The organism is Chromohalobacter israelensis DSM 3043, assembly GCF_000055785.1.
In the GTDB taxonomy this organism is placed as follows: Bacteria; Pseudomonadota; Gammaproteobacteria; order Pseudomonadales; family Halomonadaceae; genus Chromohalobacter; species Chromohalobacter israelensis.
Genome location: NC_007963.1, coordinates 2,830,582 through 2,842,882 on the forward strand (window position 1 = coordinate 2,830,582; position 12,301 = coordinate 2,842,882).

Below are 12,301 nucleotides of genomic sequence, written 5' to 3' on the forward strand. Positions count from 1 at the left end.
CGTCAGTCAAACGTTAGGTTGATGGCCATCAAGCCTGGGTGACAAAAGCGCTCAATCGCGAAAGTTCGTGTACTGGAGGGCCAGTTCGGGGCCGGCGTCGCTCTTGAGCAGCGCGATCGCCTGCTGCAATTCGTCACGCTTCTTGCCGGTGACGCGGACCTTGTCGCCCTGGATCTGCGCTTGCACCTTGAGCTTGGCCTCCTTCAAGCGCTTGACGATGTCCTTGCACTCCGGCTGCTCGAGCCCCTGCTTGAGCACGACCTCCTGATGCGCCCGCACGCCGCTCGTCACCGGCTCCTTGATGTCCATGCAGCGCGCGTCGATCCCGCGTGCGATCAGCTTGTTGCGCAGCACGTCGAGCATCTGCTTGAGCTGGAAGTCCACCTCGGCCTCGAGCGTCACCGTCTCGCCCTCCAGGGTGAAGCTCGCAGTCACGCCCCGGAAGTCGAAACGGGTCTGGATTTCGCGGTTGGCTTGGTCGACGGCATTGCTGGCTTCATGCTTGTCGAACTCGGAGACGATATCGAAAGACGGCATGTTCACTTCCTCGCTGGGCTAAGATCGGGCGCGATTCTAGCATGCTCCCGGCAGTCTCCGTCCTGGCTTTGCCCTTCTACCGGCGTGTCCGGTGTCGTCGCATCTCGCCCCGTCGCGGGCAATGCCTTGTCCATCTGCCAGGCCGCGCAGCCGTCGACGTAGTACTCTTCCAGCCAGCGCAGCGGCGAGAAGCCCATGCGTCGATACAACCCCAGTGCCACGCGGTTGTCTGCGCGCACCTCCAGTTGCATGCGGGTCAGGCCGCGCCGGCTGGCCTCGCGCTCGAGCGCTTCGAGGAGCGCACGCCCCACCCCGCCGCCGCGCGCTTCCTGGCTCACGCAGAAAGAGTACAGGCGTGCGGTCTGGCTGTTGCGCCGGAATAACAGTGTCGCGTACCCCACGGCACGCTCGTTTTCGGTGGACACGGCAACGAGCGTATGGGCATTGGCACGGGCGAGAAGGTAACCCAATTGGCGGCGTGTGAAGCGATCGCCGTCGAAGCACGTCGCCTCGAGATGACACAGGGCATCGAGGTCGGCGACGACGGCGGGCCGCAGCGAGAAAAGCATGCTGAAGTCTCCCTGTTTGCGCGGATTGTGAGTAGCGCCACGACGTCTGTCACGTGCCCTCGGCATGAAATTATTTCAAGATGGGGCTATTGTTTTGCGGGCAGGCCACTGCGCATTCTAGGCGGGTTTTCGACAGGGCGATCGACGCCCGTCGCCGTTCCTTTTCCCCTTGCGAGGAAGGTTCATGTCCCGTCTGCGCATCGTCGTCGACCGCCTCGACGACTGGTCCCCCTATTATCCCACCGAAGACCTGATCAGCGCCGCCGACTTCCTGGCCCAGGCGTCGGCGACACCGGACAAGACGCGCGACGCGACGCACGTCATCAACCTGTGCCGCGGTCTCGATTATCTGGAGACCGGCTACTACGTGTCGCTGCTTGCCCAGGCCCGCGGCCAACGCGTCCTGCCATCGGTGGAGACGCTCAACCAGCTGTCGCGCAAGGCGCTGATCGACCTGCAACTCGAATCGCTCGAGCCGATGATGCGCGACCTCGAAAGACGCGGTGCGCTGGTGGGCGAAACGCTGCACCTGACGTTGCTGTTCGGCGAATGCGAGCACGACGGGCTCGGCCGCTTGGCGCGACGCCTCTTCGAGCGTCTGCCGTGTCCCTTGCTGGAAGCCAAGTTCCAGAAGCGTCATGGCACATGGCGGCTGACCCGGCTCAAGCCCCTGGCGCTCACGTCCTTGCAGGGCGGCGAGCAGGATCGTTTCGCGGCCGCCCTGAACCGTCACTCGCGCAAGGTCTGGCGCACGCCCAAGGCGCGGCGTCGCTACCGTTTCGACCTGGCGATTCTGATCGATCCGAAGGAGGCGCTGCCGCCCAGCAACAAGAGTGCGCTCAAGCAGTTCATCCGCGCCGGCCGACAGCGCGGCATCGACGTCAGCCTGATCACCCGCAAGGATGAGGGCCGTCTGGCCGAGTTCGATGCGCTGTTCATCCGCGAGACCACCCGACTCGACCATCACACCTACCGCATGGCCAAGCGCGCCGAGCACGAAGGCCTGGTGGTGATCGACGACCCGCAATCGATACTGCGCTGCACCAACAAGGTCTATCTGCATGCCTTGCTCGCGGCACGCGGCGTTCCCGCCCCGGAGGGGCTATTGCTCAGCCGCGACGACCTGGCGAACCTGCCGCGCAAGATCGCCGAACTCGAATTTCCCATGGTGCTCAAGATCCCCGACGGGGCCTTTTCGAAGGGCGTGGTCAAGATCAACTCGCTCGACGAGCTCAGGCAGGAGGCCTCGCGTCTGTTCGCGTCGTCCGCCTTGCTGTTGCTGCAGGAGTGGCTGCCCACCGATTTCGACTGGCGGGTCGGCATCCTGGATGGCGAGGTGCTGTTTGCCAGCCGCTATTACATGGCGCGCGGGCATTGGCAGATCTACGACCACTCCCGGCAAAAGGTCCGCAGTGGCGGCTTCACCACGCATCCTCCCGCGGAGGTGCCCAAGGCGGTGATCAAGGCCGCGCTGAAGGCGACGCGGCTGATCGGCGACGGCCTCTACGGCGTCGACCTCAAGCAGATCGGCGAGCGCGTCGTGGTCATCGAGGTCAACGACAATCCCAATCTGGATGCCGGGGTCGAGGACGCCCACCTGGGCGCCGCGCTCTATGCGCGGGTGATGGACGTCTTTCTGAAACGGATGGAGCGCCACGCGGCATTGCCGCGCTGATTCGCCCCGCTGGCCGCCGGTCAGGCAGGCGCGACTCGCGAGCGGCGCCCTGACCGGCGACGCCTCAGCCTTCGAGCAGCAGCAACAGCGAGAGGGCGAACAACACCCACATGGTGGGCTTGATTTCCTGGGTCTTGCCCACCGCCAGCTTGACGATCACGAAGGCCAGGAAACCGAACGCGATGCCATGCGTGATCGAATAGGTGAAGGGAATCAGCACCATGGCCACGAAGGCCGGGATCGCATCGTCGAACTGATGCCAATGGATATTCCGGATGGGGTCCATCATGAACACGCCCACCAGGATCAAGGCCGGCGCCGTGGCAATCGCCGGCACCAGCGACAGCAGCGGCGACAGGAACAGGAACGGCAGGAACAGCACCGCCACCACTACCGCGACGAGCCCCGTACGACCGCCCTGACTGATCCCCGCGGCGGACTCCACATAGGCGTTGGCCGGGCTGGTACCCAGCGGCCCCGAGATCAACGCGGCGCTGGCATCGACGATCATCGAGCGCCGAATGTTGCGCGGGTTGCCATCGGCATCCTTCAGGTTGCCCGCCTCGGAGACTCCCATGAAGGTGGACAGTGCGTCGAAGAAGGTCGTGAACAGCAGCACGAAGATGAACGGCCAATATGCCACCGACAGCGAGCCCCACAGATCGAGTGCCATCAGACCACTGAGATCCGGCATCGAAAAGACGCCGTTGAAGTTGACCAGCGTCGGCGTCGCCAGCTCCTCGGGAAAATAGCGGCTGCCATCGCCCCACCAGCGTCCGATCGGCACGCTGGCCAAGGTGGTGAAGACGATGCCCAGAATCAGCGCGCCGGGGACGTTACGCACCACCAGCCAGGCGGTGACCGCAAAGCCGATCAGAAAGGTCACCAGCACCGGGTCGAGAGAGGCCATGCCGACCACGGTGACCGGGTTGGGCTCGAGGAACTGCGCATTGACCAGCCCGATGGTGGTGATGAAGAGGCCGATGCCGCAGGCGATGGCGTAACGCAGCTGCGCCGGAATCGCATCGATCACCCACTGGCGGGCATTGAAGGCGGCCAGCAACGCGAAGATCACCCCCGCCCAGAACACGCAGCCCAGCGCAGTCTGCCATTCCATGCCCGCTCCCAGCACCATGGTGTAGGCGAACAACGCGTTGATGCCCATGCCGGGGGCCACCAGAATCGGGTTCTTGGCGTAGAGCCCCATCATCACACTGCCGAAGAAGCTGACCAGCACGGTCGCGGTCAAGGCACTGGAAAAGGGCACGCCGGCATCGCTGAGCACCGTCGGATTGACGACGATGATGTACATCGAGGCCAGAAAGGTCGCGATCCCCGCCAGGATCTCGGTACGCGGGGTGCTGCCCTGGGCCCGGATGCCGAAAAGTCGTTCGAGCACGTCGGATTCTCCACACAAGTTGGGTTGGGATGGGACGCCGCGCAGTATAGCCAATCCCGGCCGCCACGCTCACCCCCGGTGGCCGGGATTGGCTGCACAAGCCTCGCTGCTTGTGCCATGCTCTGGTCAGCATTCACGCGCCCAACGTTACCCGTGGGAGAAGACCATGAGTTCCGAAGACAATCTGTTGCCGCTGATCGTCGAGCCCGAACAGCTCGCCGAGCATCTAGACGCCCCCGACCTGTTGATCGTCGATGTGCCGCTCAAGGCGGAGAGCTACACGACGGGGCATGTCCCCGGCGCCATCTTTCTCGATCATCGACGCCTGCTGGCGGGCGATGGCCCGGTACCCAACGACGTGCCCGATGAAGACGCCCTCTCGGCGCTGTTTTCCGAACTCGGCCTGACCCGCGATACGCACGTCGTGGCCTATGACGATGAAGGCGGCGGCTGGGCCGGACGCCTGCTGTGGACGCTGGAGCTCATCGGGCATACCCGGTATTCCTACCTCAACGGCGGCATTCACGCCTGGCGCGCGGCCGGCCTGACGCAATCCCGCGAGCCGCATCAGCCGCAGCCCAGCGACTACCGGGCGGAGATTCGCAACCCCGGCGTCATGATCGAGCGCGACGAGCTGCTCCAACGCCTCGACGAGGTCCAGTTGGCGGTATGGGACGCCCGCTCACCGGCCGAATACCGGGGCGAAAAGGGCCAGAACCGGCATCTCGGCCACATCCCGCGGGCCGTCAACATGGAATGGACCGAGGCGATGGACCGCCAGCGCGACCTGCGCATCCGCGACTATGCCGAACTGATCACCGAACTCGACGCGCTGGGCCTGACCCCGGACATGGAGATCGTCACCCACTGCCAGAGCCACCACCGCAGCGGCTTCACCTGGCTGGTCGGCAAGGCCCTGGGCTTCGAGAAGATGCGTGCCTATCCCGGCTCCTGGCAGGAATGGGGCAACCGCGACGACACGCCCATCGAGCGCTGAGCCTCGGTGACTGGACGAGGGACGCGCGTTCGATCCTCTCGTCGCCGTCAACGAAGTATTGCGACGCCCCGCCGCTGCGACTAAGGTGGCGGGTCCTCTTCCGTTGCCGTGGATACGCCCGTGGATCGCGACGAACTCTTCGCCAGAATGCAGTACCCCCTTCCCCACCACCTGATCTCGCGTGGGGTGGGCAAGCTCGCCGAGAGCCGTACGCCATGGCTCAAGGACTGGGCGATTCGGCGTTTCATTCGTACCTTCGATGTCGACATGAGCCAGGCGCTCGAAAGCGACCCCGAGGCTTACGCCTGTTTCAACGACTTCTTCACCCGGGCGTTGCGCGCGGATGCCCGGCCCATCGGCGAGGGCGTGGTCTCGCCGGCCGACGGCACGCTCTCGCAGTTCGGCGCCATACGCCAGGACACCCTGGTCCAGGCCAAGGGGCATACCTACTCGCTGAACGCCCTGCTCGGCGGTGACGCCGCCCGCGCCGCGCCGTTCCGGGAGGGCAGCTTCGCCACCGTCTACCTGTCCCCGCGCGACTATCACCGCGTGCACATGCCCGTCACCGGCACCCTGCGCGAAATGGTCTATGTGCCGGGGCGGTTGTTCTCGGTCAATCAAGCCACCGCCAACCACGTGCCGGGGCTCTTCGCCCGCAACGAGCGTCTGGTCTGCCTGTTCGACACCGAACACGGTCCGCTGGCGATGGTGCTGGTCGGCGCGATGATCGTCGCCGCCATCGAAACGGTATGGGCGGGTCAGGTCACCCCGCTCAGCGGACGTGTCCAGACGACACGTTTCGACGAGCCCATCGTGATCGAGAAGGGTCAGGAAATGGGTCGCTTCAAGCTCGGCTCCACCGTGGTGATGTGCTTCGGCCACGACGTCGCATTTCGCGATGTCTGCACCGACGGCCTGGTGGTCAACATGGGGCAGTCCCTCGCTTCCTGAGCGCCTCGGCCAGGATAGAGTCGCCGGGCAAGGCGAAGCGAGGGGCTTTTAGCCGGGGATGGAAAAGTAGCGCCCGGGGAAGGTTTACAGCGCCCCCGCTGGGGCTGGCTCCGCCAGGCTGGGCTCGGCGCTAGCAACGCGGCGTGGCAAACGCCATCACCTCCGCCACGCTTTCCTTGCCCAGCGCCAGCTGGATCAAGCGATCCATGCCCAGCGCCACCCCGCTGCCGGAAGGCATGCCGGCCGTGAGCGCCGCGAGCAGATGCCGGTCGATATCGACATGGGGCTTGCCCAGCGCCTGACGCTGGCGGTTGTCGGTCTCGAAGCGAGCGGCCTGCTCGGCGGCATCGGTGAGTTCGTCGTAGCCGTTGGCGAGCTCGAGCCCGCCGAGATAGATCTCGAAGCGCGCCGCGACCTCCACCCCATCCTCGGGATCGCGATGCTTGCGGGCCAGCGCGGCCTGCGAGGCGGGATAATCGACCACGACATCGATACCGCCCTGCCCCAGCTGCGGCTCGATCGCCAGGCTCATCAGCAGGTCCAGACACCCATCGCGGTCGGCATCGCGCATGGATAGCCCCCCGATCGTTTCGGCACGCGCACGCAATGCCTCGAGCGGTGCCGTGAACGGATCGAGATCCAGCGCCTCGCGGAACAGCTCGCGATAGCGACGACGGCGCAAGGGGCCCGGGTCGCCCGGCAAGACATGACGGATCAGCGCATCGCCTTCGGCGATCAACTCATCCAGCGTGACGCCCGGCCGATACCATTCGAGCATGGTGAACTCGAGATTGTGGCGACGCCCCACCTCACCGTCGCGGAAACTGCGCGCCAGTTGAAAGACCGGCCCGCTCCCCGCCGCCAGCAGCCGCTTCATGTGGAATTCCGGCGAGGTCTGCAGCCAGAGCCGCTCGCGGCCCTGCGGCGTCGTCGCCGTCAGCGCGAGCGAGTCGAGGTGCGCATCGGTACTGCCGCCGTGCCCCAGCACCGGCGTTTCCACCTCCAGCACATCGCGCTCGGCGAAGAACGCTCGCACCCGCGCCAAGAGCCGCGCCCGCTCGCGCAGTGTCTCGATACTCGCCGTGGGCTGCCATTCGGTGGTCATCAAACGCTCCTTTGGAAACGACAAAGCCACGCCGAAGCGTGGCCTGTCATCACGAAACTTTCACAGGACGGACGTTGCTCGGAGCGCGCCGGCTCCGGCAGCGCGCCGTCAGGCCCGCGAAACGTATTCGCCCGTCCGGGTGTCGACCTTGAGCACTTCGCCTTCGTTGATGAACAACGGGACGCGCACCACCGCGCCGGAGGACAGCGTGGCCGGCTTGGAGCCGCCCTGTGCTGTGTCGCCCTTGAGGCCGGGGTCGGTCTCGACCACTTCCAGCTCGATGAAGTTGGGTGCCGATACGGCGATGGCGTTGTCGTTCCACAGCGTCACGGTGTAGACGACCTGCTCCTTGAGCCATTTCTCGACGTCGCCCATGGCCTTCTTGTCGACGGCGTACTGTTCGAAGGAACCGTCGGTGCGCATGAAGTGCCACATGTCGCCGTCGCTGTAGAGGTACTCCATGTCCAGCTCCAGCACATCGGCACCTTCCAGCGACTCGCCGGACTTGAAGGTGCGCTCCCAGACACGCCCCGTGATCAGGTTGCGTAGCTTGACGCGGCTGAATGCCTGGCCCTTGCCCGGCTTGACGAACTCGTTCTCGAGGATGCTGCACGGATCCCCGTCGAGCATGACTTTCAGACCGCCCTTGAATTCATTGGTAGAATACGTCGCCATGATGCCTCGCTAGTTGCATGCGCCGTAGCGTGCGCTACGGAGATTGCTCGATGCGCCTCGTCATGGGGTGACGCCACCGCCATCACGAGGCCCATAGGAAATAGCCGCCCATGATAACCCGAACATCCGCTGCTTTGCAGAGCGACAGCACCTCGCCAGACGATCCCGCCTCGGAGGCCGTCCCGCTGACGCCGCGTCAGCATCGTCAGGATTGGCAGGCCCAGCTGCGCGACGCGGTGCGCGACCCGCATGAGCTATGTCGACGCCTCGACCTCGACACGGCCTGGCTCGGAGGCGCCGAGACGGGCCATGCCCTGTTTCCCGTACGCGTCCCGCACGCCTATCTGGCGCGCATCCGCCCGGGCGACCCCGACGACCCCCTGCTGCGCCAGGTGCTGCCTCTCGACCGGGAGAGCGAGCCTGTCGCAGGGTTCGTCGGCGATCCCCTGGAGGAAGCCGAGCACCGTCCCCGGCCGGGGCTGATCCACAAGTATCGCAACCGGGTGCTGTTGATCGCCAGCCCGGCGTGCGCCATCAACTGCCGCTACTGCTTTCGCCGCCACTTTCCCTACGCCGAGAACTCGCCCTCGCGCGGGCAGTGGGAGACCACGCTCGACTATCTGCGTCAGGACACCTCGATCAACGAGGCCATCTTCTCCGGCGGCGACCCCCTGGCCTCGCCCGACCGTCGCCTGGCCTGGCTGGCCGAGCGCCTGGCGGACATACCGCACCTCAAGCGCCTGCGCCTGCACACGCGCCTGCCGGTGGTGATTCCCGACCGCGTCGACAGTCCCCTGCTCGACTGGCTGGCCGCCACCCGGCTGCAGACGGTGATGGTGGTACACATCAACCATCCCAACGAAATCGACGCCGGGGTCGCCGACGCCATGCAGCGCTTGCGCGGCGCCGGCGTCACGCTGCTCAACCAGAGCGTACTGCTGCGAGGCGTCAACGACGATGTCGAGACGCTCGCCCGGCTCTCAGAGCGGCTCTTCGAGGTCGGCATCCTGCCGTATTACCTGCACGTGCTCGACCCGGTCGAGGGCGCCGCGCATTTCGACGTCCCCGATGCCGAGGCGGTGTCGCTGGTCGAAACCCTGCGCACCCAGCTCGCCGGTTTTTTGATGCCGCGTCTGGTGCGCGAGGTTCCCGGGGAGGCCAGCAAGACGCCACTGGCCTAGGTTCTCGATGGCCTCACGCCGACAGGGCGCGCGCCACGAGCTCGCGTTCCCGCTCGGGCAGCGTCAGCGCTGATGCCAGCTCGTGTCCGCGCGGCGACATCTTGCGCCAGGTCTTGGCGACGATGCGCACCAGCTTGTCGTCATCGTGCTCGCGGGCGAAATCGCTGAAGTAATGGGCCATGAAGACCAGACAGGCGGTATCCTCCAGCGCCTGGGTGTCCGCATCGCGCTTGAGGTTCTCCTTGCGGATCAAGGCGCCCACGTGCTGTACCGCTGCCGCGTCGTATCCCGCCTCGCGCACGATCGTCTCGGCCAACGCCGCTTGGCGGCGCCCCAGATCGCGGCGCCAGGCCAGATAGCCGGGACGATCCTGCGGGTAGTCACCGCGCGGCACTTCCCAGCGGCGCAGATGCTGGGCGCGTACCGCCAGTTGCAGCGGTTCCGACGCATGCGGGGCGACACGCGCCAGCCACTCGCTCATGCGCTGGGCGTACAGCAGCTCGGCGGCCACCTCGCCGGTATCGGTCACCTCGCGTCGCGGGTCCTCGGCATGCGCGGCGTCCAGGGCCTCGAGAGCGTGCTGGAAGTGGGAATGCTCGGGCATGTTCGTCTCCTTGCGGTTCATGCATCGCCCCAGCCTACGCCACTGCCTGGCAGGCGGGAAATCGCGACGTTCAGTGATAGCGCCGTCCCTGGTACTCGAGCCACCCGCTGGGATGGTCGCCGCCGGGGTCGTGATGCGTCCAGTGCACGACGCCGCCCTCGGGGTTCCATTCGTACTCGCCGAAGAAGGCGACCGTCTCCCCGGGGCGCAATCCCTCCAGCCGGGGCGCCAGGTCGATGTTGTGGGCGATGAGCACGGTCTGGCCGCTCGACAGGCGCAGGATGAAGCGCTGATGGCGGCTGCCATCGTCGTCGTCCGGCAAGAGGCGAATCACCTCGCCGCGCGCCTCGACCTGCAGCCCGCTGCGGTGCTCCCGATAGGCCTCGCGCAGCGTCACGACGCCCGAGCGCGCCCCCTCGCCGGCCGAGGGGGCCGCCCCCGAGGGCGCCAGGACCGCCAGCGCCCCGGCCAGCACGAGCACCGCCACCGCGAACGTCAGGCTGAGCAGGAGTGCACGGCGACGCATGCCCATGCCGACCTCAGGCCTCGCCGAGCGTCTCGGCGGTGACGTTGGGCGCCGGCGCCTGCTGAGTACGCCAGTGGCGATTCAGCGCGCCGAGTACCGCCTTCATGGAGGCGCTGGTGATGCTCTCGTCGACACCGACCCCGAACACCGGCGTCTGCTCGACACGCACCTCGACATAGGCCACCGCCTCGGCATCCGCCCCCTGGCCGCGCGAGTGCTCGTGATAATCGATGATCTCGACGTCCAGTCCATGTGCCGCCAGCGCCTTGATGAAGGCGGCCAGCGGACCGTTGCCCTCGCCGGTGACATGGCGGCGCTCGCCCTGCTCGTCGATCTGGGCGTCGAGGCGTACGCGCGGGCTATCGTCGTCCGAGCTCAGGCGATGATTGATCAGCGCATAGGGGTCGCGGCTGGTGAGGTATTCATCCTCGAAGGTGCGATAGATCATCTGGGAGGTGATCTCGCGCCCGGTACGCTCGGCCACCGTCTGCACCACCTGGCTGAACTCGATGGACAGACGACGCGGCAACTCGATGCCGTGCTCCTGCTCCAGCAGGTAGGACACCCCGCCCTTGCCCGACTGGCTGTTGACGCGGATCACCGCCTCGTAGGAACGCCCCACGTCGAGCGGGTCGATGGGCAGATACGGCACGCCCCAAAGGCTGTCGGGATTGTCGCGGCGCTCGGCCATGCCCTTCTTGATGGCATCCTGATGCGAGCCCGAGAACGCCGTGAACACCAGGTCACCGACATACGGGTGGCGAGGATGCACCGGCAACTGGTTGCAGTGCTCCACCTCGCGCATCAGCGGCGTGATGTTGGAAAAGTCGAGCTGCGGATGCACGCCCTGGGTATACATGTTCATCGCCAGGGTGACGATATCCACGTTGCCGGTACGTTCGCCGTTGCCGAACAGCGTGCCTTCCACACGGTCGGCGCCGGCCATCAACGCCAGCTCCGCCGCCGCCACCCCGGTGCCGCGGTCGTTGTGGGGATGGACGCTCACCACCAGGCTGTCGCGCCGCGCCACATGACGGCAGAACCACTCGATCTGGTCGGCATAATGGTTGGGCGTGGCGATCTCCACCGTCGCCGGCAGGTTGACGATCATCGGCTTGGCCGGTGTCGGTGCATAGACCTCGCTGACGGCATCGACGATATCCACGGCGAAATCCAGCTCGGTCGACGTGAAGAGTTCCGGCGAGTACTGAAAGGTCCAGTCGGTATTCGGGCGTGCCGCCATCATGTCCTTGATCTGTGTCGTGGCGTCGGTGGCGATCTTGATGCATTCGGCCTTGTCGACGCCGAACACCACGCGCCGAAACACCGGATCGGTGGCGTTGTAGACATGCACGATGGCGCGCTTGACGCCTTCCAGCGCTTCGAAGGTGCGCTCGATGAGATGCGGCCGCGCCTGGGTCAGCACCTGGATGGTCACGTCGTCGGGGATCGCATCGTCCTCGATCAGCTCGCGCACGTAATCGAAGTCGATCTGCGAGGCCGAGGGAAAACCGACCTCGATCTGCTTGAAGCCGGTCTTGACCAGCAGGTCGAAAAACCGCCGCTTGCGTTCGAGGTCCATGGGGTCGATCAGCGCCTGGTTGCCGTCGCGCATGTCCACGCTGCACCACACGGGCGGATGCGTTATCCGCTGCGCCGGCCATTGACGGTCGGGCAGGTCGACGGCCTCGAAGGGGCGATATTTGGTGGAAGGGTCCTGGAGCATCATGGCGTTGCCTCCTTCAGCGATAGGCGTTGTGGAAATCGCCCCGCCCAAACACGACGACGCCCCGCGGCTCGAAGGCTTCGCGGGGCGCGGTGAGGCGGTGAATCGACGCGCGGACGGCATCGCCGGACATGGGCGAACGCACGGAAAAGGCGCGGTAAACATTCGGGGCGGTGGCGGTGTTCGACATGGCGGATTTTTCTTCGTTGGACCGGGGTCACTGTACCGGAAGGGTGACAATGCGCGGGGCATCCCGTCGGCTCATGGGCCGATGGTAAGTCGTAGGTCCAGACGTGGCAGTCGCATGTCGAAAGTCATCATGTAGTTAACTAAACAGCTGCATGCACGGCGTGTCA

The 12,301-nt window shown here is 65.8% G+C and carries 13 protein-coding genes; 4 read left to right on the forward strand and 9 right to left on the reverse strand.

The features are described 5' to 3' along the window. Nucleotides 1-51: 51 nt before the first annotated feature. Both CSAL_RS12790 and CSAL_RS12795 read right to left on the reverse strand, forming a co-directional pair. On the reverse strand, nt 52-537 hold the full coding sequence (locus CSAL_RS12790; protein ID WP_011507817.1) for a YajQ family cyclic di-GMP-binding protein: 486 nt from the start codon (nt 535-537) through the stop codon (nt 52-54). Between the two features lie 2 nt (nt 538-539). After that, nucleotides 540-1,106: a GNAT family N-acetyltransferase gene (locus CSAL_RS12795; protein WP_011507818.1), complete on the reverse strand. Its 567-nt coding sequence runs from the start codon at nt 1,104-1,106 to the stop codon at nt 540-542. A gap of 184 nt (nt 1,107-1,290) precedes the next feature. Between CSAL_RS12795 and CSAL_RS12800 the strand changes: the two genes are divergently transcribed. Further along, entirely contained in the window at nt 1,291-2,781 is a 1,491-nt protein-coding gene (locus tag CSAL_RS12800) for a RimK family alpha-L-glutamate ligase (protein WP_011507819.1), read from the forward strand. Between the two features lie 64 nt (nt 2,782-2,845). Here the strand turns inward: CSAL_RS12800 and CSAL_RS12805 are convergent, their stop codons facing one another. Beyond that, nucleotides 2,846-4,180 carry an NCS2 family permease gene (locus CSAL_RS12805; RefSeq protein WP_011507820.1) on the reverse strand — a complete coding sequence of 445 codons (1,335 nt, stop codon included), beginning with the start codon at nt 4,178-4,180 and terminating at the stop codon, nt 2,846-2,848. A 166-nt stretch (nt 4,181-4,346) separates the two neighbouring features. On the opposite strand from CSAL_RS12805, the gene CSAL_RS12810 reads away from it, so the two are divergent. Beyond that, nucleotides 4,347-5,177, forward strand: a complete 831-nt coding sequence (locus tag CSAL_RS12810) for a sulfurtransferase (RefSeq protein ID WP_011507821.1) — start codon at nt 4,347-4,349, stop codon at nt 5,175-5,177. 147 nt (nt 5,178-5,324) lie between these two features. Further along, nucleotides 5,325-6,128, forward strand: coding sequence for an archaetidylserine decarboxylase (gene asd / locus CSAL_RS12815; RefSeq protein ID WP_043559561.1), 804 nt, complete (start codon nt 5,325-5,327; stop codon nt 6,126-6,128). A gap of 130 nt (nt 6,129-6,258) precedes the next feature. On the opposite strand, the gene epmA is transcribed toward asd, so the two are convergent. Beyond that, on the reverse strand, nt 6,259-7,233 hold the full coding sequence (gene epmA / locus CSAL_RS12820; RefSeq protein WP_011507823.1) for an EF-P lysine aminoacylase EpmA: 975 nt from the start codon (nt 7,231-7,233) through the stop codon (nt 6,259-6,261). Nucleotides 7,234-7,341: 108 nt separating this feature from the next. After that, the gene (efp, locus tag CSAL_RS12825; RefSeq protein WP_011507824.1) at nt 7,342-7,908 is read right to left on the reverse strand and encodes an elongation factor P; all 567 of its coding nucleotides are present in this window, start codon (nt 7,906-7,908) and stop codon (nt 7,342-7,344) included. Between the two features lie 110 nt (nt 7,909-8,018). Between efp and epmB the strand changes: the two genes are divergently transcribed. Beyond that, nucleotides 8,019-9,089, forward strand: coding sequence for an EF-P beta-lysylation protein EpmB (gene epmB / locus CSAL_RS12830; RefSeq protein WP_011507825.1), 1,071 nt, complete (start codon nt 8,019-8,021; stop codon nt 9,087-9,089). A gap of 13 nt (nt 9,090-9,102) precedes the next feature. Here the strand turns inward: epmB and CSAL_RS12835 are convergent, their stop codons facing one another. The 4 genes from CSAL_RS12835 to CSAL_RS17620 form a co-directional block, all read right to left on the reverse strand. Continuing rightward, the gene (locus CSAL_RS12835; RefSeq protein ID WP_011507826.1) at nt 9,103-9,693 is read right to left on the reverse strand and encodes a DUF4202 domain-containing protein; all 591 of its coding nucleotides are present in this window, start codon (nt 9,691-9,693) and stop codon (nt 9,103-9,105) included. A gap of 70 nt (nt 9,694-9,763) precedes the next feature. Next, complete coding sequence (locus CSAL_RS12840) at nt 9,764-10,225, reverse strand: DUF3465 domain-containing protein (protein WP_011507827.1); 462 nt, start codon at nt 10,223-10,225, stop codon at nt 9,764-9,766. 7 nt (nt 10,226-10,232) lie between these two features. Further along, on the reverse strand, nt 10,233-11,948 hold the full coding sequence (gene leuA, locus CSAL_RS12845; RefSeq protein WP_011507828.1) for a 2-isopropylmalate synthase: 1,716 nt from the start codon (nt 11,946-11,948) through the stop codon (nt 10,233-10,235). A 13-nt stretch (nt 11,949-11,961) separates the two neighbouring features. Next, the gene (locus CSAL_RS17620) at nt 11,962-12,135 is read right to left on the reverse strand and encodes a hypothetical protein (protein WP_156961567.1); all 174 of its coding nucleotides are present in this window, start codon (nt 12,133-12,135) and stop codon (nt 11,962-11,964) included. Between the last annotated feature and the right edge of the window lie 166 nt (nt 12,136-12,301).